Origin of the sequence: Roseobacter ponti (genome assembly GCF_012932215.1) — a bacterium.
GTDB classification, from domain to species: Bacteria; Pseudomonadota; Alphaproteobacteria; order Rhodobacterales; family Rhodobacteraceae; genus Roseobacter; species Roseobacter ponti.
Genome location: NZ_CP048788.1, coordinates 3098749 through 3123165, shown reverse-complemented (window position 1 = coordinate 3123165; position 24417 = coordinate 3098749). Strand labels below are relative to the sequence as shown.

The window sequence follows — 24417 nt, the reverse complement described above, 5'->3', positions numbered from 1 at the left end:
AGCCCCAGAAACGTAAGCTCTTCTTCAACGATCTGCGGTGTGCCTGTATGGCGGCGGGCGAGCGCGATGTCCGCAATCCTTTACCCGCCATTTCCGTGTAGGCCGCAGTGATCTGTGCAATGTCTCCGGGCATACCCGAAGATATAGCGGCCGGGTGCAGCGCCGAGGGCCTTCCCGGGCAAAGCGCGCGCACTTTTCCGGCCGCGACTTTGATTTCTGAGCCAGTCTGACCAGTTTTCCTACCACGACCCGTCCTGCGGCGCATGACGGTCGAGCCATTTTGTGGCGGTGATGTAGGGATCACCTTCCGCTTTGTGACCTGTCCGGAAATACCGGCCCGGATGACCGGGCTCGGACAGGATCCCGCCGTTGTGCCCGCCGTTGGTCAGCACAAAAGTCACCTCCGTGTCCTTCAGCAGCAAAAGCCGGTAGACCGATTCCCAGGGCGAGACATGATCGGTTTCTGTCGCCACGCAGTATACCGGGCAGCGGATATCGGGAAGCGCCACCGAAGCATCGTCAACCGTAAACCGGCCCTTTGCCAGGTCGTTGTGCAGAAACAGGCGCCGCAGATATTCCGAATGCATCCGCGCAGGCATGCGGGTGGCATCCGTGTTCCAGGCCATCAGAGGGTTGTCGGGCGTGCGCTCAGCCAGCAGGTAATGCCGGATCACCCGGCTCCAGATCAGATCGTTTGACCGCAGCAGCTGAAACGCATCGGCCATCTGATCCGCTCTGAGATAGCCGCGCACTGCCATCATGTCTTCCAGAAAGGCGACCTGGCTTTCGTTTATGAACAGGCCAGGTTCCCCGGGTTCGGAGAAATCGACCTGTGAGGCAAGCAGGCTGACGGAGCACAGGGATTGGTCGCCGTCGCGCGCCATGGCGGCGGCCACGATCGCCAGCAACGTGCCGTCCAGACAGTATCCGACCGCATGAAGAGCGGGGGCATCGCCGGATCTGATTGTCTCAATCGCGGCCCGAACGCCAGGATCAACGTAGTCCTGCATCGACCGGCCTGCATCCTCTTCGTCGGGGTATTTCCACGAGATGATATAAACCTCGAAGCCCTGATCGCGCAGATAGGCGACCAGCGAACGCTGCTGCGTGAGGTCCAGAATATAGAATTTCATGATCCACGCAGGCACGATCAGGATTGGTTGGGCGTGAACCCCGCCGGTTATCGGGCGATACCGGATCAGCTCAATCAGGCCGTTGCGCAGCATCACGTCTCCGGGTGTCGTGCCCAGATCCCCGCCCACAGTGAAGGCACTGAGCCGGCGGGGATGCTGCGAAATCAGGCGGTCCAGGTCTTCCATCCAGTACCAGGCGCCCCGGATCAGGTTCTCTCCGGCTTCTTCGCGGGTGCGCTGCATCACCTGGGGATTGGTCAGCGCAAAATTTGCAGGAGAAAACATGTCCAGCCACTGTCGCGTGGCAAAATTCACGATATTCGCATGAATTGGATCCACGCCCCGGATATCCCGCGTGGCAAGGTCCCACCAGTTCTGCGCCGAAAGCTAGCCTTGTGCCAGGGCCTTTGCGGGAAAGGTCGTCCAGGCCGGATCAGAAAATCGCGCATCTCCGGAAGGATCTGTCGCCGCGAGGCCTGACAGATCCTCTCCGAGCAGTTCTGATTGCTTGTCAGGTGACGCAGCCAGATGCAGTGCCCGGTCGACACCGGCATTGATCAGCGCAGCCGGCGAGATCCCACCTGCGACCTGACCGAGCATCGCGTGCCACGCCGGATCAAGGCGTTTTCGTTCAGAGTCGGTCATGCTCTCAGCCTTTCGATGGCACCTTTGCCTGTGGAACCACGTCCCACGGCGTTTGCGGGATATGCTGCACCAACTGCGCTGCCTTTCGCGGCGCGTCGGTGCGCCCGATGCGTCCGGCCCCTCATCGCACCCGTTGCAGAACCCGCCTACAGGGTGATGGCTCGCCCGGCAGAGCAAATCCTGATTGTCCCGGTGCCAGTCAGTCATCCGGTCCGGCCGGTATTCAGAGTGCTTTCAGACATCCGGGCCTTCCGCTGGTCAATGGTTACCGGGCCCGGCCGGGCGGACATTGATCAATCTCAATCCCCTATGCAGGTCACTGCGGCCCGTGAGAGCAGGCCGTTCAGGGCCTGAAACCTGACAGACCTGAAAGGGACCGGCCCGGTGAATTGATCTGAAACAATGCCCGGGCGAAATTTCGCGCCATAAATGGCGATCATCGGGAAGGAAAATACCATGTACAACAACATCCTCGTGCCGGTCTTATTCGACAACGACCATGATAAAAGCGCGCCTGTCAAACTGGCCGGCCTGCTCGCTTCGCCAGGCTCAAAAATCACTTTTCTTCATGTGATCGAACGTCTGCCCGGCTATGCGAAATCCTTTGTTACTGAGAATCTGCAAAAGGAATTACGTGTGACGCTCCATCAGGAAATGGACCGCCTCGCACAGCATCTGCCGGGCGCAGAGGGCGTAATTCTGGAAGGGCATTCCGGGCGCACAATTCTTGATTATGCCGGGCAGTACGGCAATGATCTCATCATAATCGCCTCTCACCGTCCGGGCGTGAAAGATTATTTTCTCGGATCAACGGCATCACATGTCGTAAGACATGCGGCCTGTGCCGTACATGTGGTAAGGTAAGGGCCAGTTCCGGGCACCGTTCTTTCCGGCACGGCCACCCGTTGATAAAAGGGAGACACGCGTATGCTGACCACAGATATCCGTCCGCGCGAAAACATTGCGGTGATCACGCCGGACGGACCTCTTCGCGCCGAAGACATCGACGGGCTCAGCCGGAAGATAAACGATTATATCAATGAGACCGACCGCGTCCCGAACCTCGTTCTGCAAACGAAAAGCGCGCCCTTCTGGGCGGATTTCAGCGCACTGAAAAAGCACCTGAAATTTGTGCAGGGACATCACAGCCTCGTCCGGAAAGTTGCCATTGTAAGTGACAGCAAACTGCTGTGGCTGGCACGGCTTTTTGTGGATCATTTTGTGCAGGCGAAGGTGCGGCGGTTCAACGAAGACGCGACAGATGACGCGGTCGCGTGGGCGCAGACTGAAGAGGATCATCCCGGCGCCATCGTCGAAATGGACGGGCTGCCGCGCGATGTCGTTGGCATCGATATCAGGGGGCTGATTACCTCGCAGGACTATTCCGGCACGCTTGTGCCGCTGATTGAGCGCCGCGCGAAAGGGCACGATAAACTGAAAATGATCTGCGTTCTCGGTACCTGGTTCGACGGGTATTCTCCCGGCGCGATGTGGGATGATCTCAGATTTGGCTTTTCACACCTGAGGACATTTTCCAAACTGGCGCTGGTGACCGATCAGGAATGGATCAGGCATTCCGCGAAGATTTTCGGGATGCTGATGCCGACCGAAGTTATGGTCTTTGATCTCGCTGATCTGGAGGAGGCAAAGGTCTGGATCGCGCAATAATCCGGTGACCGCAGCACCGGACTGCGCCGAAGACCGGATCAGATGTGCTGCCCGGCGCGGTGCAGGTGAAAGATATGGGATGGACCCTGAGAGATGAGTGACGATCCGTACAAAACCCTGGGTGTAGCAAAGACAGCCACGCAGGATGAGATCAAAAAGGCGTATCGCAGGCTTGCCAGGAAGCTGCACCCGGATCTGCACCCGGGTGATGCGGAAAAGCAGGCGGAATTCCAGGCGGTGGCCGCCGCGAATGATCTTTTGAGTGATCCCGAAAAACGCAGACGCTTTGATGCCGGTGAAATCGATGCCAGCGGGCAGGAGCGCCAGGAGCGGCAGTATTATCACCAGTACGCAGGACAGGAGGGCGGGCGCAGATACGACCCGGATGCGGAACGGGGCGGGTTTGATGCCGAGTCCGATCTGTTTTCGGGGCTGTTCGGGCGCCGCGGTTTCGGCAGTGGTGCCGGGCAGCGGGAGTTTCATGCGCGCGGTGCTGATGTCCGCTATCATATCGATGTTGATTTCCTGGATGCGGCCCGTGGCGCGACACGCAGCGTGACGATGCCGGACGGCAAAGGTATCGAGATATCGATCCCGCCCGGGATCAGGGACGGGCAGACGCTGCGCCTGCGTGGCAAAGGATCTCCGGGTTTCGGACAGGGCCCGGCGGGCGATGCGTTTGTAACGGTCTCAGTGCGCGCGCATCCTGAATTCGTGCGCGACGGCGATAACATCGAGGTCGAACTGCCGATCACCTTTGATGAAGCGGTCCTCGGGGGCAAAGTCGGCGTACCGACCATTGACGGCGCCGTGTCCGTGACGATCCCAAAAGGCATTTCTTCCGGCCACCGTCTCCGTCTAAAGGGCCGGGGCACAGCAAAGAGCAAAGGCGGCCGGGGAGATCAGTTTGTGCGTCTCCGGATTGTGTTGCCCGACAAAACAGACACCCGAATGGAAGAAATCGCGACGCAATGGCGCGATCACTGCGGCTTTGATCCGCGCAAAGACCTGCGGAGGACACAATGAGCTTTGATGAAGAGACGGTCGTGGCGCAGGTCAGGCGCCTCAGTCTGAGAGAGTTGCGCGTATGGGTCCGTGAAGGCTGGGTCCGTCCGGCTCAGAGCGCGCGCGGACCGGTGTTCGATAACGTGGACATCGCGCGCATCAGACTTCTGTGTGATCTGAGAAAAGATATGTCGCTTCCTGCTGATGCTCTGCCGGTGATCCTGCCGTTGCTGGACCGGCTGCACCAGACCCGGAGGGAGCTGAAATCACTGTCAGAGGCTGTTGAAAAGCAACCCGAAGAGGTCAGACAGACGGTCGTTGCGACCTTCCGGAACATTCACGGAGACACGCAGGACAGGGACGGCTGACGCTGACCGCGTCTTATCCTGAGTGCCGACGACAAAGGAGGGAAAGATGCATACCGATATTGCCCTGAGACGACGCGTTCTGCAGCGCGCCTATCTGCGGTATCAGGCGGCTGATCAGGCCTGGACCATAGCTGTCCGCGACGTGAGGGCCTGGTTTCCCGCGGAGAGCAAACCCGGGCGGTGGGTCATCGGAGACCCGGGTTCGACCATCCGCAGACTTTATGAAAAACGCGAACGCGCAAGAATGCGGCTGGAGGCGGCATATCTGAAACTGCAGGTGGCGCGCCGGCGGATGACGCAACAACGAACTTCTGAACCACCCCGCGTGACGCTCCTGATCGCCGCACAGATGTAGAAGCCGGCAATCTGCTGCGAGGCCTCCGGCGTGACCGGCAGGGCGCCGGACGATACACCGCAGCACTTTTGCAGTTCAGCTTGCCGCCGCGTTAGTCCAGTACGGAGCCGAGCCCCATCAACCGGTCCACAGGCGCAAAGTCGTCCGTTAGCAACGGGGCGTTCGTCCGCGCAACAGTTTCGCTCAGAAACGCACTCGCCAGCGGCGCAAAAGTTACAGGATCAGGCGCGCCTGTCGTGATTTCGGAAACCTGGCTGTCGGACTGCCCGGCGAGGATCACAAAGACCCTTCTTTCCCCGGGCCGGGGCGGTTGCGCTTTGGTCCAGACCTCTACGCTGGGAAAGACCGCCAGAAGTGTTTTATATACCGCAGACAGGGCGGCGAGGCGGTCCACGTTATCAACCACATTCATTGCAAAAATGCCGCCCCCCGACAGTCTTTGAGAGACAAGCTGAAAGAATTCCAGTGTGACAAGATGGGCGGGCACGGCAATATCCGTGAAGGCATCGCCAACGATCACGTCATATTCTTTTTCTGTTGATAAAAGCGCATGTCTTGCATCTTCGTGCAGGACGGTGGCTGTGGCGGGTTCGAACCAGAAAGCATCAGTTGCCATCTTCGTAACCTCCGGATCGATTTCGGCCACGACCATGTCAGTCAGACCGTGCGACGCCCATCCGCGCGGCACCGAATATGTGCCACCGCCGATATGAAAAGAGCTGAACGGCCGGTGACCCATTCTCATCCGGGGCAGTGCATCGAGCATGGCAGTGTGGTCGGTGTACATCACGCCCGGATGGTCTTTCGCAGAGATGCCATGGGCGAGATGGTCGATGATCATGACCCGCATGAGGGGCTCCGCGTCCGCAGAGAGGGTCTCGCTCCGGATACAGAAATAGCTGCTTTCAACAGTACACACCGGCGGTGCCGTGAGAGAGTGCCAGGCCAGTAACCCGGTGAGGGCAATCGTGCCGGCGGCCCCGGCGCGGGTCGCGTTTCCGCCCCGTCCGCACAGGATAACGACAAGGGCGGATACCGCGTAAAACGCCGCCATAATCTGCAGCGTCGCCGCCGATCCGAGCCAGGAGATAAAGAGAAACCCCGCCAGCAGGGTGCCGACAATCGCACCCATCGCGCCGGCGGCGAACATCACCCCCAGAGCCTCCTCCGACCGCTGCCGCCCCCGCATCGCCACGACCGCGAGAACCGGGGCCGGCACACCGGCAAACAGCGACGGCAGAAAGAATGCGGCGATGGCAATGAACGATATGGCCGTCAGCGGGTTTTCAACGGACTGCAGAACCGGCAGCGCCACAAGACGCAGGATAAGGCTGGCGCCGGCGGTAAATACCGCCGCTGCAGCGAGAACCCACCCGATCCGCATCATGGCCGTGCGCGTTGGAAGTGCGGCCAGCCTGCCACCCCACCAGTGACCAAGCGAAAAGCCCGCCAGCACCACCGCGATGATGGCCGTCCAGGTGTAGAGGCTCATCCCGACATACGGTGCGATCATCCGGGCGGCGACAATTTCGACGACAAGACCTGCTGCTGAAATTCCGGTTTGCAGCGTGATCAGCAACCAGAAGGGCGGGCTCTCTTTGGCGGGCGTTTCAGTGTTCATCCGTCAAGTCTTGGCCCTGCAGTCAGGATGGTCAATCCTCGTTGTCGGCCGGATAAGTGGGATATCGGAGCCAACGGATGTCATTCAGCCGGAGCGAACCCTGTGATCAGCTGTTTCAGCCCCATGCTCGCACCCAGAAAGATCGCGACGAAAGCAACCGGCGCGCTATAGGCCAGGGTGCTGAAGGCCGATACTCCCTGACCGACGCTGCACCCGACAGCAAGGATCGCGCCCGGGCCCATCAGCGCGGCCCCCATGATCTGCCGTTTAAGCTCGCGCGGGTCATCGCAGGCTTCCCAGCGGAAATGTCCGTTGGACCACGACCCCGCAGCCGCACCAAGAACAACACCGAGCACCGACCCCACACTGAAGGACAGGTCAGTGCCGGAGGCCGTCATCATATAAAAGACCGTGTCTCCGATGGGGGCAGCAAAGGTATGTGTTTCGACCGGTTCCGCGTCGAATCCGGCGTTTGCAATCCAGTAGGTGCCGATCCATCCCGAGACAATCGCGATACCCACAACGGCCCCCCAGAAGATATGCTTTGGTGAGGCCCGCATCGCTTTGCTGCTGAGCGCGAGCAGAATGACCGCGCCCCCCAGAACCAGCCCGCTGACGGCCGGATCCACGCGCAGGAACTGCTCTGCCAGTTGTCCGAACCCCTGTGGCGTTGTCGCCCCCTCCTGAACCGGGAAAAGCCATACACGGACATGTGCGAGCGGACCTGACATCACAAAGTAAGCCGAGAGCCCCATAACAAGCACGATGACAAAGGAGCGAAGATCACCACCGCCCAGCCGCGCAAGCGCGCCGTACCCGCAGTTCCCGCTCAGAGCCATGCCATATCCGAATAGCAGGCCGCCGATGATGGTGCCGGCCGGGTTCCAGATGCGGTCGAGATAGGTCGTTTGCGCTGCCTGCAGATACTCCAGAGAGATCGCGAACTGGGTGCCGGTAATGGCCACTCCGATCGCGATACCCCACATGCGAAGCCGCCGGTCATCAGACCCGTAAAGAGCGTCCTCGATCGCACCCAGCGTGCAAAAGCGCCCGATCCGGGCAGCAAGGCCAAGGGCAATACCGCCCAGCAAACCGATCAGCGCGGCAGAGCCGGCTTCTCCGAAAAAATCCAGCATCCCGATTTCCTCCCCGGGACCGGCTTACGCGGACGCAGAGCGGTCAGTCTGCATCCCGGCAAAAGAGATCATAGACCACTTCCATGATTTGCTTCGGCCTGTCGTCTGTCAAGCTGTAGTAGATCGCCTTGCCATCCCTGCGCGGCTTTACGAGACCCTCAAGCCGCAGCCTCGACAACTGCTGGGAAACCGCAGCCTGACGTGCGGCAAGAAGATCTTCAAGCTCGGTGACAGATTTCTCGCCGGTCGCCAGATGACACAGGATCATCAGGCGCCCTTCGTGGCTGATCGCTTTTAGAAAATTTGCGGCGTTCTGCGCGTTCTGCATCATCCTGTCGATGTCTTCCGCGCACATCTCGGGGTCAAAAACCGGCAGACGGGATGTTGTCTCATCGCCGGTGCCATAATGAGGGTCTGCCTGGGGTGCCATGTCTGATTATCCGGTTCCGTCGAGCGGAATTTCCGCGTCATTGAACAATATCTGCAACAGGCCCCAGAAAAAGTCAGGTCCCGGATGCCCTTCGATGCGCCCCGTTTCCTGACCATCCCTGACCAGAATAAACGTGGGCGTGAAACTTACACGTCTTTCGAATTCCACATCCGGGCTGTCAGCATGCAGATCATACCGCCTTAAAGGTGCAGCGCGCCCTTCTGCCGTCTTCGGATATATCGCGGCAATTTCCTCGTCCCACTTCTGACACCAGAAACAGCCCTGTTCTTCTGCCATCAGCAGATATGTTTCCGCCCAGGCGGATCCCGGCAGACACAGAAAAATATAAATTACTGCGGATTTCAGATTGAACACGAACAGCCCTGCATTGACGCCTGGAGTGTTTCAATCATAATCTAATGTTTGAATGTTTCAAGCGGGGAGCCTCGATCGCATGTTCGATGTGACATTTTTGGGCGCCTTTTTCGCGGGTCTGCTGTCTTTTTTATCACCCTGCATTCTGCCGATGGTGCCGTTCTATCTCAGCTACCTTGCGGGTGTCGGAATGAACCAGATATCGGAAGATGCGCCGATCACCGGTGCCGTGCGTCGCCGTGCGGTTCTGGCGTCGGTGTGTTTTGCCCTTGGAGTGATCACCGTCTTTATGGGTCTGGGGGCCACGGCGACGGTCTTCGGGCAGATGGTCCGCGAATACTTTGATGTTCTGCGATGGATCGCCGCTGCTATCATCATTGCCATGGGGCTGCACTTTCTGGGGGTGCTGAAAATCGGCATACTCTACCGGCAGTTCCGGGCCGACGGCGCAGACACAGGACAGGTCGGCCTGGTCGGCGCCTACGTGATCGGTCTGGCCTTTGCTTTTGGCTGGACGCCCTGCGTGGGACCGGTTCTGGCGGCGATCCTGTTTACCGCAGCCGGGCAGGAAACCGCTTCCCACGGGGCCATCCTGCTCTTTGTTTACGGTCTGGGAATGACACTGCCCTTTATCGGGGCCGCTCTGTTTGTCGGCCCCTTCATGGCCTGGATGCGCCGGTTCAGGCGCCATCTGGGCATTGTCGAAAAGCTGATGGGCGTTCTGCTGATCATTTTCGGCATTCTGATTGCGACGGATACGATTAATATCATCGCACAGTGGATGCTTGAAAACATTCCGTGGTTCAGTTCAATCGGATAAATCCGGAGGAGGAAAATATGCGTTCGATACTCTTTGGTCTGGCTCTGGCCGGCATGACGCTCACGGCCCATGCTGCCGAAATGGGCGACGATGGTCTGCATAAAGCGGACTGGATGCGCGATACGTTCAAGGATCTGCAGGAAGACTTTGCCGAAGCACAGGCGGAGGGCAAAAGGATGCTGATCCTGGTCGAGCAGCGCGGCTGCCTGTACTGTCGCGATATGCACGAGAACACCTTTCCCGACCCGCGTGTGAATACGCTTCTTCAGGAAGACTATTATACAGTGCAGCTGAACCTGCACGGTGACATCGAAGTGGTGGACACCGACGGCGAAGAGCTCACAGAAAAAGAAGCCCTGCGCAAATGGGGTGTGCTCTTCACACCGACGATGATCTTTCTGGATACCACGCTGGACGAGAGCAAATCAGCGCAGCAGCAGGCCGTCGCGGTTATGCCCGGCGCCTTTTCAGCCGGCACGACTCTCGACCTGATGACCTGGGTAAAAGAAGAGCGCTACCTTGATACTTCAGAGGAAGATTTCCAACGTTATCATGCAAGAATGATCCAGGAGCGTGATGACGGTGACACGCGATAGAATTCCGGATAAACTATTGTAATCAGTGCACTGGCCTGCATCCGGCGCGGCGACTGATGCGCTGTGTGCCTGTTAATAAATTCACGAAAATGAATTTGATATTGCGTTGTTTCGATTGTGTGCGCTAGTGTACCGGAAAAAGAAGAACACTATTGTCCCAGGGAGGGTGCATGAAACGCACAACAGGAATTGTTGCAATTGCAGCGCTGGTCGTCTTTCCGGCGATGGCGGACGAAGTCGCGCCGTCGGAAGTAAAATTTGAAGAAGGTGTGGTCAGTGCGTCACTGACCGGCACTGCAGGGGATCCGGTCAGCGGCCGCGATGTCTTTGCGAACCGCAAACTTGGCAACTGTCTTGCATGTCATGCAAATTCGGATCTGTCCGAGGAATCCTTCCATGGTGAGGTTGCTCCGGTTCTGGACGGGGTTGCAGACCGCTGGACCGAAGAGCAGCTGCGCGGCATCGTCAGCAATGCCAAGATGATGTTTGAGGGCACGATGATGCCCGCGTTCTACATCGACAGCGGCTACGAACGCCCGCTTGAAGATTTTGCCGGCACCAGCATTCTGACCGCGCAGCAGGTCGAAGATGTGGTCGCATATCTCAAGACTCTCAAAGAATAATAACTTCGTGTTTTCGAGGAGAACAAAATGAAACTGTCACGACGTAATCTGCTGATTACAAGCTCTGCCGGTATGGCCGCTATGGCAATGGGATCACTGCCCGCCTTCGCGTCGCTTACCGATGACGAAATCGCAAAAGTCACAGGCGGTGCCGAACTTGGCGAAGGTGCCATCACACTGGATGCTCCTGAAATTGCCGAAAACGGGAACACCGTGCCGATCGGCGTGAGTGCTCCGGGTGCCGTATCCATCGTGCTCTTTGCAGACGGAAACCCGGTGCCGAATGTCGCGACATTCAAATTCGGGCCGCTCAGTGCGTCCAGAACGGCATCGACACGGATCAGACTGGCAAGAACGCAGAATGTGATTGCAATCGCTGAAATGGAAGACGGTTCGTTCCAGAAGGCATCGGCCAATATCAAAGTAACAATCGGCGGCTGCGGCGGCTGATCCGAACGGACGAGGAGAGATAAAAATGGCATCTGGTGTTAAACCCCGCGTCAAAGTCCCGAAAACGGCTTCTGCCGGCGAGACCATCGAGATCAAAACGCTGATCAGTCACACGATGGAAAGTGGTCAGCGCAAGGACAGTGACGGCAACGTCATCCCGCGGTCGATCATCAACCGGTTTACTGCAGAATTTAACGGTCAGAACGTCATTGATGTGACGCTCGAGCCTGCGATTTCGACGAACCCCTACTTCCAGTTTGAGGCGATCGTTCCTGAAACAGGCGAGTTCAAATTCATCTGGTACGATGATGACGGGTCCGTCTACGAGGAAACAAAAGCAATCAGCGTGTCGTAAGAACGCGTGGGAAACAGGGAGGAAACCATGCGGATTTCAATCGGCATAGCGACGGTCATCACTTTTGCGGCGGGCGTCGGTCTGGCGCAGGACAGCAAAAGCCTTGTGATCGAGGGTGAGGAGATGGTCACCGAAACCGCGGCTCCGGATCACATGGAAAGTGTGAAAACGATCTATTCCGGCTGGCGGTTCCGGTCGGAAGAAACCCAGGATCTTGAGACGGATGACTTCGACAATCCCGGTATGGTTTTCGTGGATCAGGCGATTGATCTTTGGGAGACCGCTCAGGGATCGGAAGGCAAATCCTGCTCTTCATGCCATGAGAACGTTGAGGATTTCGCCGGACTGCGGCCAACACTGCCCAAGGTCAAAGACGGCGAACTTGTCACCATGGAAGAGCTGGTGAACGAATGCCGCACAGACCGGATGGGGGCAGACGCCTGGAAATGGTCAGGCGGGCAGATGACGGCGATGACGGCCCTGATCGGGCTCCAGTCACGCGGCATGCCGGTGGATGTGGCAATTGACGGCGAGGCTGCCGCCTTCTGGGAGCAGGGCAAAGAGCTCTATTATACACCGGTCGGTCAGCTTCAGATGTCGTGCTCCAACTGCCACGAGGACAACTACGGTGTCATGATCCGCGCGGATCACCTCAGCCAGGGCCAGATCAACGGCTTTCCGACATATCGTCTGAAAAACACCAAGATGAACTCGTCTCACGGGCGTTTCAAAGGCTGCATGAAAAATATCCGTGCAGAGCCTTACAATGAAGGTGGTCCTGAATTCAAAGCGCTTGAGCTTTATCTTGCGTCGCGGGGACAGGGCCTGTCCGTCGAAACACCCTCCGTAAGGAACTGATCGCAACAAGGCCCTGCGTTCCGGCGCAGGGCCCTTTTTCGGCGCATTACATTCATACATGCGCATATGTAATGAAAGATATCCGAGATGATCTCAAGACGTGATTTTCTGCAGGTTGGTATGGCGGCATCCGCTCTCTATGGCGGCGCCGGGTTCGGCAACTGGGCGCGGCTGGCGGCGCAGCAGGCGCTGACGCAGGACGATCTGCTGGCGTTTGAAACTTTCGGGAATGTCTCGCTGATCCACGTCACAGATATTCACGCACAGCTGAAACCGGTCTATTTCCGCGAGCCATCGGTTAACATCGGGGTGGGGGAAAACAAGGGCGAGGTACCGCATGTCACCGGCGCCGATTTCCGCAGACTTTACGGGATCAAAGACGGATCGCCCTCTCACTATGCGCTGAGTTCGGGTGATTTCTCTGCGCTTGCGAAAGGCTACGGTCGGGTTGGCGGGCTGGACCGCATGGCAACAGTGATCAGTGCGATCCGCGCTGACAGACCGGATGCCCTGTTGCTGGATGGCGGCGATACCTGGCACGGCTCTTACACCTGCCAACAGACCGCCGGTCAGGACATGGTAAATGTGATGAACGCCCTGCGGCCTGACGCAATGACGTTCCACTGGGAATTCACGCTTGGCAGCGACCGGGTGACGGAGATTGTGGAAGGCCTGCCCTTTGCAGCCCTCGGGCAGAATATCTTCGATGCCGAATGGGACGAGCCTGCAGAGCTTTTCAAGCCTTATAAGATGTTTGAGCGGGGTGGGACAAAGATCGCCGTCATCGGACAGGCTTTCCCCTATATGCCGATCGCCAACCCGGGATGGATGTTCCCGGAATACTCTTTTGGCATCCGCGACGAAAACATGGCCGCCATGGTCGAGGAAGTCCGCGCCGCCGGCGCAGAATGTGTTGTCGTACTGAGCCACAACGGTTTTGACGTGGATAAGAAGATGGCCGGCATCGTGCCCGGCATTGATGTGATCCTGTCCGGGCATACCCATGATGCTCTGCCGGAGCCTGTGGTGATCGGAGACACCATTATCCTGCCGTCCGGTTCGAACGGGAAATTCGTGACCCGTCTTGATCTCGATATCCGCGACGGGCGCATGATGGGCTACCGCTCAAAGCTGATCCCGGTGTTTTCAGATGTCATCGAACCCGATGCCGGCATCACAGCGCTCATTGATGAGCAGCGTGCGCCTTATGAGGCGGAGATGTCGGAAGTGATCGGCAAAACAGACAGCCTTCTCTACCGCCGGGGCAACTTCAACGGCAGCTGGGATGATCTGATCTGTGATGCATTGCTGTCGGAGCGAGATGCGGAGATTGCACTGAGCCCCGGTGTGCGCTGGGGCCCCTCACTCATTCCGGGTCAGGAAATCACCAGAGAAGACATCTGGAACGTGACCTCCATGTCGTACGGCGAAGCCTACCGCAGCGAGATGACGGGTGAATTCCTCAAAGTCATTCTCGAAGACGTCGCCGATAACATCTTCAACCCCGATCCCTACTACCAGCAGGGTGGCGACATGGTTCGGACCGGCGGTCTTGGCTACAGCATCGATGTGAGCAGGCCACAGGGTGAGCGTATCAGCAATATGACGCTGCTCTCCACCGGTGAGGCAATTGACCCGCAACGCGCCTATGTCGTCTCGGGCTGGGCTTCGGTCAATGAAGATACCGAAGGACCACAGATCTGGGACGTTGTGGAAAGCCATATCCGCAAGCTCGGAACCGTTGTGGTCGGACCGAACAACAGCGTCGAAGTGACCGGAATCTGAGAAAGGAGATCCTGGAGCATGAATCGTAAGCTGACCAGTACATCCAGACGCGCGTTCCTGCGGGGAAGTGCCGCAATGGCCGCCGGAGGGCTGGCAGGTGCAGCCGGTGCCAACGGAGCGGATCCGCTGATCACCGAGACACAGGACTGGGCAATCTACACCGGCGCAGGTGTTGATGAGACGCCCTATGGCCTGCCGATCCGGTTTGAGGAAGACGTGGTGCGCCGCAATGTGGAGTGGCTGACCGCCTCACCGATCTCATCGATCAACTTCACCCCAATTCACGCGCTCGACGGCACGATCACCCCGCAGGGCTGCGCCTTTGAGCGCCATCATTCCGGGGCAATCGAGCTGCGCAAAGAAGACTACCGGCTGATGATCAACGGTCTCGTCGCTACCCCGCTGGTGTTTGATTACACCGACATCGAAAGGTTCCCGCGCGAAAACCACGTGTATTTCTGTGAATGCGCGGCAAACACCGGTATGGAATGGGCAGGTGCCCAGCTCAACGGCGTGCAGTTCACGCACGGGATGATCCACAACATGGAATACACCGGCGTTCCCCTGCGCACACTGCTGAACGAGGCGGGGCTCGGGGCTGCGGGCGATCTTGCGGACAAATGGGTTTATGTCGAGGGCGCGGATGCATCCTCTAACGGCCGGTCAATTCCGATGGAAAAAGCGCTGGATGATGTCCTGGTCGCCTTCAAGGCCAACGGCGAAGCGCTGCGGATGGAGCACGGATACCCGGTGCGGCTGGTTGTGCCCGGCTGGGAAGGCAACATGTGGGTCAAATGGCTGCGCCGGATCGAGGTGACCGATATGGCCGTGGGCAGCCGTGAAGAGACCTCGAAATACACCGATGTCTATGAAGATGGCACTGCCCGCAAATGGACCTGGGTGATGGACGCCAAATCGGTGATCACATCGCCAAGCCCGCAATCGCCGGTCAGACACGGGCACGGGCCGATGGTCATCTCGGGTCTCGCCTGGTCGGGACACGGACAGATCACGCGCGTTGACGTCTCCAGAGACGGCGGCATGTCATGGGAAACCGCCCGGCTCGGCAAACAGGGCGACAGCAAGGCCCTGACACGCTTCTACCTCGATACGACCTGGTCGGGCGAAGAGATGCTTCTTCAGTCGCGTGCCATGGATGAGACCGGATATGTCCAGCCAACGAAAACGCAGCTGCGCGAGCAGCGCGGAGAAAATTCAGTTTATCATAACAACTGTATCCAGACCTGGTACGTGAACGCAGAAGGGGTTGCTGAAAATGTCGAAGTCTCCTGAAATTCTGCTGCCTGCTCTGGGTGTAACAGGGATCGTGCTCGGGGCGGTTGCCGTCTTCTCCGCCCGTAATTACGAAAATGCTGAAGTCGCTGTTCTGCAGGGACGAATTGCGCAGATCGAAACACGCATCGACGACGCCGCAAGTGCCGCTGCGACGGCCGAAGAACACGCCGGCGCAGAAACTGCCCGTGCTGCGGCCCTTGAGGCGAAGGTCAGCGAAATTCAGGCCGCTGCGGCAGAACGCGGGGCCGGCGGACTTTCACTGACAGCACCGGCCCCTCAGCCGGGTGACGGATACGGACTTGGCCGAAGTGCGCTTGCCGAAGAGATCGCCGCCTGGGATGTGGATGTGCTGCCTGACGGGCGTGGTCTGCCCGAAGGCCGTGGCGACGTGTTCACCGGCGAGGAAAAGTTCGCTGAGGCCTGTGCTTCCTGTCATGGTGATTTTGCCGAGGGTGTCGGCAACTGGCCGGTGCTCGCGGGCGGCTTTGACACACTGGCCCGCAAGGATCCGGTCAAGACGGTCGGCTCATACTGGCCGTATCTTTCGACGGTCTGGGATTATGTGCACAGGTCTATGCCTTTTGGTCAGGCGCAGACGCTCAGCGATGATGATGTCTATGCGATCGTTGCCTATATTCTCTATTCCAATGACCTCGTCGACGAGGACTTTGAACTCAGCCACGAGAATTTTGCCGATGTGGAGATGTACAACGCCGACGGCTTTGTCGTCGATGACCGGCCTGAGAGGGAATACACCGGGTGGCGGGTGGACCCCTGCATGGAGAACTGCAAGGAAACGGTATCGATCACCATGCGATCGACCTTCCTTGATGTGACCCCCGAGGACGGGGGCGAGTCCGTGATGAACGACGCTTCAGCCGGCTCCGGCCCGGTCTTTACGGCAGTGCCCGCGCAGGACGCCGAAGCCGGAACCGAAGCGCCGGCATCGGACGATGCCCTGATCGGAGACGGGGAGCGGGTGTTCCGTAAGTGCAGATCCTGTCACCAGATCGGGGAGGGGGCAAAAAACCGCTCCGGCCCGCTTCTGACCGGTGTCACCGGTCGCACCTTTGGCACTGTCGACGGTTTCAAATATTCTGACGCTTTTGAGGAAGCTGCCACCGAGGGCCGCAACTGGACAGAAGAAGAGATGGCGGCATTTCTGGAAAACCCCAAAGAGCATATGCCGGGCACACGGATGAGCTTTGCCGGACTGAAAGATGATGCGGATATCGCCGCCGTCATTGCTTACCTGAAAAGCTTTGACGGATAGCCATAAGCGCGGAGCAGGGCCGCCCGTGAGGGCTGCCTGCACCCCGTAGCAGGTGAGAGCGGGACATTGCAGACCGGCAGGCGGCGACACAATCGTGACGTCGCGGTCCGGCAAAATACCGGGAGGAACTATGAAACATCTGATATCAGGACTACTGGCCGTCGCAGCGGGTACCGCTGCCGCACAGGAGGCGGTGACCACGCCATATGACGGCAGCTTTGAGGATGCGACATTTGCCGTCGAAAGCGCGATCGTCGCGAAAGGGCTTGTCATTGACCATGTCAGTCACGTGGGCGAAATGCTGGCGCGAACCGGCGCAGATCTTGGATCCGATACAGTGATTTTTGAAGCGGCAGATGTTTTTCTGTTCTGTTCTGCGGTCCTGTCGCGGGACGTCATGGAAGCAGACCCGATGAACATAGTGCACTGCCCCTATAACATCTTTGTGGCGTCGCGGGACGGCGAGGTCATCATCGGTCACCGCGACTATCCGCAGGGTTCTATGGACAGGGTCGAGGAATTCCTTGCGGACCTGGTCGCAGAGGCTGCCGCTTTCTGACAGACGATCAGTGGGTTTTCCGCGCGGGTCCGGAAGACCTCAGAGAGAGCGGTAATCATCGCGAGTTTGCCGAACTTGAACGGTATCGCGGCGCGTTTCTCAACGCACGTTGTTATGGCGGAACGGGCGATTTGACAGTCTGTTGCTCCAATGATTGTCCGGGCATGGGGCTGCACCCGGCCGTTCCTGCAGCCATGCACGAGGCGCGGGAATATAACAGTGCCGGCGCCGGCGGCCCCCGGAATATCTCGGGCACCGTCCATGACCATATAATGCCGGAAGCCGAACTTGCCGATCTGGACGGTAAAGACTCCGCGCTGCTTTCCGCCTCTGGCTATGTGTCGAAACGGACGGCTCCGGGAACGCTTGCGCAGAAGATTCCGGGGACTGCGTTGTCCTGGCAGATGCATCAAACCACGCGTCGACGAATTTGTGGCATCCGCCACACTCGCGCGCAGTAGCCATCCCATGGCCTTAGTCCGGGATCATGTGACCGGAGGACCGGATGACCGGATCTCCGGAACGCAGAATGCAGGGACATTCAGGCCCGCCGGATCGCTGTTTCAGAAAAATCCGGAAACGGCTGAGGCTGTGTCAGGCAACAGCCCGGGCACCCCTGCGGAATGCCGGGAACTGTCGGGTCAGAGCGGCACCGGTGATGATTGAACCGAGCGCCAGAAGAGCCGAAATGCTCAGCATGGCACCACCGCTCAGGCCCGCGCCGACAGTGCAGCCGCCGGCGAGAACACCCCCGAGACCCATCAACGCGCCACCGCTCATGTAACGGATGGTCTCTGAGGGAGCGGTGAAGCTCTGCAGGGCCAGTTCACCGCGCAGCGCAGCGCTTGAAAAGCTGCCCAGCAGGACGCCACCGATGAAGCCGGCGCCGAAGCCTGCAGGGATCGAAGAGGAGGCAATGAACCAGAAGAGCGTGTCCGACCAGGGCAGCGTAAAGGCTGCAGACTGCGCGGGCAGCGGATCGAACTCGTCAAAAAGCAGCACGCTGGTGGTCATCCATCCTGCGACCGAAACCAGCCCGATCACGCCGCCGAGCAGGATGTACAGGGGACGTGTGCCGCTCGACCGTGCCAGATAAAACGCCAGACCCAACAGGCCAATGCTCAGCGCGGGCGCAACGCCCGGTACAGATGCAAGCGTGCCAACCGGCAGATCAACGTTAAACGACCCCAGCCCTGTGCGCAGGGGTGCAAGGACACCTTTCAGTGTTGCGTGTGCAACGAGTGCAAATACCGCCAGAACGACGACCGCGCGCAGGTTTCCGGTGCTGCTGAGCACTGTCAGGCGTGATACGCAGCCCCGTGTCAGCACCATACCGGCACCGAAGAGCAACCCGCCGGTTACGATTGCCAGTACCGGAATGCTCCCGGACATCAGCCGATGATCTGAAACGTCCACAAAACCGGTAAAGCGGGCCGCCGCAAAGACACCGATCGCCACGGCGAGCGCTGAGATCCAGACCGATGCCGCCGATGCGTCCGCGCCATCTTCACCGGCGACGGCACGTCTCAGGCAAAAGCGCGAAATCTGAGCGCAGGCCCCGAAAACCGCTCCGATCGCCAGAGCGAACAGCAGGTGCATTGTGTGAACGGGCAACGACAGGTCATATAATTCAAGCAGCATCAGCAGCACTCCTCAGAGTGCCGGAAATTGGGCTTCACGCGATAATTGTCAAGCGCGTGCGCCGGTCAGGTTGTTCCGCCAAAGCTGCGCGCAGGAGAATAAAATTCCGGGGATGTGGTCGCGCGGACGCCGCAGTAACATTGTCTTTCCGGAATGCGCTACAGCGTTCCTATTTCAGGATTACTCAAATTCCATCTGTTCATAAATCCGACCGGCGTTGCGGGTCGCAAGTTCTTCATAGGTGTCGAGATGGGCAAAAGGGGTCTGATCGACGTAATAGGCGTCCTTCAGATCTCCGCCGTTCTCCAGGTGCTCGCCGATTTTCTCGCGCAGATAGACCAGATAGTCCCGCGTGTACCGCCGGACCTGTGCCATATTGGTGGGGTGTCCGTGCCCCGGAATGACATAGGTCGCGTTCAGCGCCTCAAAGCAGCACTCCCAGGTGTCGATCCAGTCCAGCGCGACGGTATCCTCAAAGATGGGCAGCATGCGCTCGTGAAAGGCCATATCGCCGGCAATGACCAGGCCCTGTTCCGGCAGCCAGACCTGGGTATCGCCCGGACCATGCGCCGGTCCCAGATGCAGAACTTCGATGCGAAAATCTCCCATCTCGATGACGCGCTTGTCATCAAAGGTCTCGGTGGGGGCCGCGACAAAGGTGCCTTGTGCCTTATCTTCGTTATACCGCTTCATACCCTCCAGAATGCGCGGCCCGTTTTCTTCAATTTCATGGGCCGCGTCGACATGCGCGAGTATCGGTACACCCTGTTCGGACCAGTAGGAATTGCCAAGAATGGCATGGCCCTGGCCGTTCTCATCAATGACCAGCTTTACCGGCTGGTCGGTCACTTTCATGATTTCCTCGTGCAAAGCCTCTGCCAGAATATAAGCTGCACCTCCGTTGATAACGACCACACCGTCTCCGGTGACGATAAAGCTCAGGTTGTTGTTGTGACCGCTGTTCTCGTAGGTCGGCGGCGCGGTGGCACCAATGGCTGACCAGACATGCGGGATCACTTCGACGGGCTTGGCGTAGAGCGGCGAGCCCGGGTACTGATCGGGAATATCCTCGCTGGCTGCCAGCACGGCAGGAAGACAGATAAGGAGGGCGGCGATTAACCTGTGCATCAGATATCTCCCGAAATGAATTTATAGCCGTTCGGTCCCTGGTCGATACGACCCATGCCGCCGTCGGGAAGGTGAAAACCGATCACCGGCAGCTGTTCGGAGACGATCCTGTCGATCAGCATTTTCCGTGCTTTAACCGCCGTCTCGGGATCCTGGTCTGATCCGCTCAGCCAGTCGGGCCGTCGCAGGGCCACATGGTGATTGCCGATCGCATCGCCAACGATCATCGCGCTTTCTGATCCGTTGCGCACCTCAAAGGCCATATGGCCAGGCGTGTGCCCCGCACTCAGAACCGAGCTGATCCCGGGCAGAATTTCCTCACCGTCTCCGAAGAGTTGCACCGATCCTTCGATGACCTCCATCCGGCGCCTTGCGCCAACGGCCATCGCGACCCTCTCGGCCTGGATTGTGTTCACCGTGTCCGGGCTCCACCAGTAATCCCATTCGGCCTCGCCCATCATATAAGTTGCCTCGTAGAACAACGGCTCATCAAAATCATCCAGCAGCCCCCATATGTGATCGGGATGTGCATGGGTGAAGACGACATGCGTGACATCCTCCGGCGCAAGGCCCAGTGCATCGAGGCTCGCAGTGACATTGCCTGCGGTCGGCACGAAGTCGGGACCGGCACCCACATCAAAAAGAACGACATTCTCTCCGTCGCGGTAGAGGGCCACATTGCACTCAGGTGTCAGTCTTTCCTGCGATACATCGAAATCCTGGAGCACAACTGCCAGCTCATCCTTTGGCATCGGAGCAAAGATGAAGTCTCCCGGCAGCACAAGGCTGCCGTCACTGACGGTCGTCAACACCCCGTCCCCGAGGCTCAGGTCCGACCGGGCATGGCCGGGAAATGCCGCCAGAGCAGACAATGAAAGACCAGATTGCAGTACACCTCTGCGCGTCAGCATAGCGTCATCCTTACAAATTCATTTATTAGAATATGAACGTAAATGTGCGCTGGCGCAACTGCAATATGCCTGGGCAGAGCCGCGTGTGGCAATCCATTCAGGTGCAGATAACACGTCTCTGCAGGCAAAATGGCTCTGCTCGTTCAGCACCTGGCAGTGGTGAGGGCCGGGTTTCGCAGGTCATCCTTCGCCTGCCGCCGCACAGTGCTTCCATGTCCCCGCACGTCCTGCCAGAATGAGGAGGGACAAAAGGACCAGAGCACCGGGTCACGGATGAGAATTGCAAGCTACAACATTCGCAAGGCCGTCGGACTGGACTGGCGCCGTGATCCGCACCGGATCGTGGATGTCATCGGGGAAATAGAGGCGGACATCGTGGTGCTTCAGGAGGCGGACAAACGTCTTGGCCAGCGCCCCGGCGTCCTGCCGCTGGACCGGCTGCGCGATGAGCACGGATTTATTCTTGCCAGACATGCTCTGAGCGGTCAGAGCCATGGCTGGCACGGCAATGCCATCCTTTACCGGGCCAGACGTTTCCGGCCGCCGGGCACAGAGCGCATCCCCCTGCCGGCGCGTGAGCCGCGCGGCGCGATTGCAGCACACTTTGATGTAAACGGCTTTGCTGTGGTCGGCGCGCATCTGGCACTGACCACAGGCATCAGAAAACAACAGCTGCACGCGCTCTGCGCCCACGCCGGCAATTCAGGCATTCCCACCATCATCGCGGGGGATTTCAATCACTGGGGCCGGCATCTGCCGGCAGGCGGGCATGAAGTGATCACCCCCGGCCTGAGCTTTCACGCGAGCCGCCGTGTGGCCGCGCTGGACCGATTTGTTCTGTGCGGCGACGTGACCGCACTGACTTTTGGCGTCCACACATCGCTGAAAGCGCGCCGTGCCTCTGATCATTTGCCGGTTGTTCTGGACTTTGACATCCCGGGAGACCGCAGCAAGTGCTGATTTTACTGACCACCGGCCACGCTCTGCTTGTTGTCGCATTCACGATCCGGATCCTGCTGCGCGATGACCTGTCCCCGCCGGCGAGGCTTGCCTGGTTCATCGTGATCAATTTCGTACCCTATCTTGGCAGTTCTACATATTTTCTGTTTGGCGAGGTCGAAATCGGTCATCGGGCGAGTAACAAACGCAAAAAGATCGTGGCAGATCTCAGGCTGCTTGCCGGAGACGTCCCGGGCGATCCGGAAACCGGTTACGGTCTGATCGAGGCGGCGTATTCGCCCGCGTTTAAGTATGCCGCTTCGATAAACGGACTGCATCCCGTGCCGGACAATCACGCTGAACTGATGGCCACCCCTGACGAAACAGTGGACCGCATGGTGCAGGACATCGACTGTGCGACAAAGCATGTACATATGCTCACCTATATCTGGCTTGATGACCGGACCGGGACGCGCATTGCAGAGGCGCTCATGCGTGCAAGCGGGCGCGGGGTCACCTGTCGCGCGCTGGCCGACGGTCTGGGATCGCGCAAATTCGTCGCCTCCCCTTTGTGGAAGCGGATGGCAGATGCCGGCGTGCACACAGGCGTCTCGCTGTCGCTCAGCAATCCCCTGCGCACGATCCTGACCAGCCGGCTCGACATGCGCAATCACCGCAAGATCACAGTGATCGACGGCCGGATAACCTATTGCGGCAGCAGGAATGCAGCCGACCCGGAGTTCCGGGTGAAGCCGGAATATGCGCCCTGGATCGATATCATGCTGCGCTTTGAAGGGCCGGTGGTGGCACAGAACCAGTTGCTGTTCATCAACGACTGGACGGCGGCAACCGGCGAGAAATTCGACAAACTGCCATCCGGCGATACAGAGCGGAAAGGCGGGTTCCCGGCGCTGGTTGTGGGCGACGGTCCGACGATGCGCCGTGGCGCGACACCACAGCTTTTCTCCAGCCTTATTTCCTGTGCGCGGAGCGAGATCACGATCTCAACGCCCTATTTTGTCCCCGATGCGACCTTGCTGGAATCGCTTTGCGCTGCGGCGCATCGCGGTATTCGTGTGACCCTGATCTTTCCCGCGCGTAATGACAGCTGGGTCGTGGCGGCGGCAAGCCGCAGCTATTACCGCCGGCTGCTGGAAGCAGGTTGCGTGATTTACGAGTTCGAGGGAGGTCTGCTTCATGCCAAAACCTTCACCATGGACGGGAAGATATCTGTGATCGGATCGACCAACCTCGACCTGCGCAGTTTTGATCTGAACTATGAAAATAACATCATACTTCAGGACGAGACTGTTACTGATGCCGTTCGCGCGCGGCAGGAAGAGTATATTTCCAGCGCAGAGCCGGTTGGTCTGCCGCACGTTCTTGCATGGTCACCACAGCGCCGGATCTGGAACAACATCGTTGCGACGGTCGGACCAATCCTGTGATGGCCGAGCGAACGGTCCGCCGGGTCATGCCGCGCATTTGCCGGCGCACTCCGGGCAGACCGAACCAGAGCAGGTGCCGTCGCCGGAAAATGCACATGGTGCTCGCGTCCCGGCGCACAGGACGCGCTCCTTTAGGGGGCATACCAGGAAAGTGCCGCCGGCCTGTCTCAACTGCTGTGCGTGCTGCGATCCGGCACTACGCCGGTTAAGCCGTCAGCCGGATCAACGAGCAGATCAGAGCTGCACCCCTTTTGTCAGGGCGCCGTCAATGACAAGGTTGGTGCCGGTGGTGAAGGCCGACGCAGGACTTGCGAGAAACACCACACCACGGGCAATTTCCTCAGGGCCCGCCATGCGCCCCATCGGGTTGAGGCTCATGGCCTCGGCAAAGAGCTCAGGGTTGTTCTGCTCAATCGACTGCCAGATGCCACCTTCGAAATAAGTGTTGCCGGGCGAAACTGTGTTTGCGCGGATGCCCTGTGGGGCCAGTTTCATGGCCTGGCCCTGGGCGTAATGCACCAGGGCTGCCTTGAACGCGCCATAGGCCGGCCTGGTGAAGTCGATCTCGCGCCCGGAGACGGAGGAAATCAGCGTGATTGAGGCCGCGTCGGATTTCTCCAGCCAGGGCATGGCCGCATTCACCAGTCGTACCGAATGCATCATGTCCACGGCGAACCCGGCTTCCCAGGCTGCCTCGTCATCAGCAACTGCGAGCGCCGAGACATTCGCCACAACCATGTCGATCCCACCGAGGGCACCGGCAGCATCCGTCACCCAGGTCTCCAGCGCGGCCTTGTCAGCAACATCAACGGCTTCGCCGTACGCAGTGACGCCCTTGGCTTTCAGCGCATCTGTAGAGGCTTTCACAGCGTCCGCATCTCGGGCACAGATCGCGACATGTGCGCCCTCATCTGCGAAAATCTCCGCGCAGTGGCGCCCGATGCCTTTGGTGCCACCGGTGATCAGAACACGGCGTCCTTTCAATCCCAGATCCATTAC

General features: G+C 58.9%; 26 protein-coding genes and 1 pseudogene. 17 read left to right on the top strand and 10 right to left on the bottom strand.

Annotated elements, in window-relative coordinates:
* Positions 1-239 precede the first annotated feature (239 nt).
* Positions 240-1505 (bottom strand): annotated as a pseudogene (locus G3256_RS14890) (PHA/PHB synthase family protein); the annotation flags it as partial.
* 15 nt (positions 1506-1520) lie between these two features.
* Complete coding sequence (locus G3256_RS19165; protein WP_206040748.1) at positions 1521-1778, bottom strand: poly-beta-hydroxybutyrate polymerase N-terminal domain-containing protein; 258 nt, start codon at positions 1776-1778, stop codon at positions 1521-1523.
* Positions 1779-2234: 456 nt separating this feature from the next.
* On the opposite strand from G3256_RS19165, the gene G3256_RS14885 reads away from it, so the two are divergent.
* From G3256_RS14885 to G3256_RS14865, 5 genes are all read left to right on the top strand, one after another.
* Positions 2235-2642, top strand: a complete 408-nt coding sequence (locus G3256_RS14885; protein WP_169642460.1) for a universal stress protein — start codon at positions 2235-2237, stop codon at positions 2640-2642.
* Between the two features lie 63 nt (positions 2643-2705).
* Positions 2706-3446, top strand: a complete 741-nt coding sequence (locus G3256_RS14880) for a SpoIIAA family protein (protein WP_169641576.1) — start codon at positions 2706-2708, stop codon at positions 3444-3446.
* Positions 3447-3539: 93 nt separating this feature from the next.
* Positions 3540-4472 carry a DnaJ C-terminal domain-containing protein gene (locus tag G3256_RS14875; RefSeq protein WP_169641575.1) on the top strand — a complete coding sequence of 311 codons (933 nt, stop codon included), beginning with the start codon at positions 3540-3542 and terminating at the stop codon, positions 4470-4472.
* Positions 4469-4819 carry a chaperone modulator CbpM gene (locus tag G3256_RS14870; protein ID WP_169641574.1) on the top strand — a complete coding sequence of 117 codons (351 nt, stop codon included), beginning with the start codon at positions 4469-4471 and terminating at the stop codon, positions 4817-4819. Before G3256_RS14875 ends, G3256_RS14870 begins: the two co-directional genes overlap by 4 nt.
* A 46-nt stretch (positions 4820-4865) precedes the next feature.
* A complete protein-coding gene (locus G3256_RS14865) occupies positions 4866-5174 on the top strand; it encodes a hypothetical protein (protein ID WP_169641573.1) in 309 nt (102 codons plus the stop codon).
* Positions 5175-5265: 91 nt separating this feature from the next.
* Here the strand turns inward: G3256_RS14865 and G3256_RS14860 are convergent, their stop codons facing one another.
* The 4 genes from G3256_RS14860 to G3256_RS14845 all read right to left on the bottom strand — a co-directional run bounded on the left by G3256_RS14860 (position 5266) and on the right by G3256_RS14845 (position 8736).
* Positions 5266-6795 (bottom strand): fused MFS/spermidine synthase, encoded by a 1530-nt coding sequence (locus tag G3256_RS14860; RefSeq protein WP_169641572.1) that lies wholly within the window; start codon positions 6793-6795, stop codon positions 5266-5268.
* An 80-nt stretch (positions 6796-6875) separates the two neighbouring features.
* A complete protein-coding gene (locus tag G3256_RS14855; RefSeq protein ID WP_169641571.1) occupies positions 6876-7931 on the bottom strand; it encodes a YeeE/YedE family protein in 1056 nt (351 codons plus the stop codon).
* A 43-nt stretch (positions 7932-7974) separates the two neighbouring features.
* Positions 7975-8361, bottom strand: coding sequence for an ArsR/SmtB family transcription factor (locus G3256_RS14850; RefSeq protein ID WP_169641570.1), 387 nt, complete (start codon positions 8359-8361; stop codon positions 7975-7977).
* A 6-nt stretch (positions 8362-8367) separates the two neighbouring features.
* Positions 8368-8736 (bottom strand): thioredoxin domain-containing protein, encoded by a 369-nt coding sequence (locus G3256_RS14845; RefSeq protein ID WP_246227629.1) that lies wholly within the window; start codon positions 8734-8736, stop codon positions 8368-8370.
* 79 nt (positions 8737-8815) lie between these two features.
* Here G3256_RS14845 and G3256_RS14840 point away from each other — a divergent pair, with 79 nt between their 5' ends.
* From G3256_RS14840 to G3256_RS14795, 10 genes are all read left to right on the top strand, one after another.
* Complete coding sequence (locus G3256_RS14840; RefSeq protein WP_169641569.1) at positions 8816-9556, top strand: cytochrome c biogenesis CcdA family protein; 741 nt, start codon at positions 8816-8818, stop codon at positions 9554-9556.
* 17 nt (positions 9557-9573) lie between these two features.
* Entirely contained in the window at positions 9574-10152 is a 579-nt protein-coding gene (locus G3256_RS14835; RefSeq protein ID WP_169641568.1) for a thioredoxin family protein, read from the top strand.
* Between the two features lie 170 nt (positions 10153-10322).
* Positions 10323-10775: a sulfur oxidation c-type cytochrome SoxX gene (gene soxX / locus G3256_RS14830; RefSeq protein ID WP_169641567.1), complete on the top strand. Its 453-nt coding sequence runs from the start codon at positions 10323-10325 to the stop codon at positions 10773-10775.
* A 27-nt stretch (positions 10776-10802) separates the two neighbouring features.
* Positions 10803-11225, top strand: a complete 423-nt coding sequence (soxY, locus tag G3256_RS14825) for a thiosulfate oxidation carrier protein SoxY (RefSeq protein ID WP_169641566.1) — start codon at positions 10803-10805, stop codon at positions 11223-11225.
* Positions 11226-11250: 25 nt separating this feature from the next.
* Entirely contained in the window at positions 11251-11580 is a 330-nt protein-coding gene (soxZ, locus tag G3256_RS14820) for a thiosulfate oxidation carrier complex protein SoxZ (protein ID WP_169641565.1), read from the top strand.
* Positions 11581-11607: 27 nt separating this feature from the next.
* The gene (gene soxA / locus G3256_RS14815) at positions 11608-12438 is read left to right on the top strand and encodes a sulfur oxidation c-type cytochrome SoxA (protein ID WP_169641564.1); all 831 of its coding nucleotides are present in this window, start codon (positions 11608-11610) and stop codon (positions 12436-12438) included.
* An 87-nt stretch (positions 12439-12525) separates the two neighbouring features.
* Complete coding sequence (gene soxB, locus G3256_RS14810; protein WP_169641563.1) at positions 12526-14223, top strand: thiosulfohydrolase SoxB; 1698 nt, start codon at positions 12526-12528, stop codon at positions 14221-14223.
* 18 nt (positions 14224-14241) lie between these two features.
* Positions 14242-15516, top strand: a complete 1275-nt coding sequence (gene soxC / locus G3256_RS14805) for a sulfite dehydrogenase (protein ID WP_169641562.1) — start codon at positions 14242-14244, stop codon at positions 15514-15516.
* Complete coding sequence (locus G3256_RS14800; RefSeq protein WP_169641561.1) at positions 15500-16792, top strand: c-type cytochrome; 1293 nt, start codon at positions 15500-15502, stop codon at positions 16790-16792. Before soxC ends, G3256_RS14800 begins: the two co-directional genes overlap by 17 nt.
* 130 nt (positions 16793-16922) lie before the next feature.
* Positions 16923-17351 carry a DUF302 domain-containing protein gene (locus G3256_RS14795; RefSeq protein WP_169641560.1) on the top strand — a complete coding sequence of 143 codons (429 nt, stop codon included), beginning with the start codon at positions 16923-16925 and terminating at the stop codon, positions 17349-17351.
* A 594-nt stretch (positions 17352-17945) separates the two neighbouring features.
* Here the strand turns inward: G3256_RS14795 and G3256_RS14785 are convergent.
* The 3 genes from G3256_RS14785 to G3256_RS14775 form a co-directional block, all read right to left on the bottom strand.
* Positions 17946-18992 carry a YeeE/YedE family protein gene (locus tag G3256_RS14785; protein WP_169641559.1) on the bottom strand — a complete coding sequence of 349 codons (1047 nt, stop codon included), beginning with the start codon at positions 18990-18992 and terminating at the stop codon, positions 17946-17948.
* 180 nt (positions 18993-19172) lie between these two features.
* Entirely contained in the window at positions 19173-20120 is a 948-nt protein-coding gene (locus tag G3256_RS14780) for an MBL fold metallo-hydrolase (RefSeq protein ID WP_206040747.1), read from the bottom strand.
* A complete protein-coding gene (locus G3256_RS14775) occupies positions 20120-21031 on the bottom strand; it encodes an MBL fold metallo-hydrolase (protein ID WP_169641558.1) in 912 nt (303 codons plus the stop codon). Before G3256_RS14775 ends, G3256_RS14780 begins: the two co-directional genes overlap by 1 nt.
* Positions 21032-21304: 273 nt before the next feature.
* Between G3256_RS14775 and G3256_RS14770 the strand changes: the two genes are divergently transcribed.
* Together G3256_RS14770 and cls are read left to right on the top strand one after the other, a co-directional pair.
* Entirely contained in the window at positions 21305-21991 is a 687-nt protein-coding gene (locus G3256_RS14770; RefSeq protein ID WP_169641557.1) for an endonuclease/exonuclease/phosphatase family protein, read from the top strand.
* Positions 21985-23418, top strand: a complete 1434-nt coding sequence (gene cls / locus G3256_RS14765) for a cardiolipin synthase (RefSeq protein ID WP_169641556.1) — start codon at positions 21985-21987, stop codon at positions 23416-23418. Before G3256_RS14770 ends, cls begins: the two co-directional genes overlap by 7 nt.
* A gap of 234 nt (positions 23419-23652) precedes the next feature.
* Here cls and G3256_RS14760 read toward each other — a convergent pair whose 3' ends face one another.
* Positions 23653-24414 (bottom strand): SDR family NAD(P)-dependent oxidoreductase, encoded by a 762-nt coding sequence (locus tag G3256_RS14760; RefSeq protein WP_169641555.1) that lies wholly within the window; start codon positions 24412-24414, stop codon positions 23653-23655.
* Positions 24415-24417: the final 3 nt, after the last annotated feature.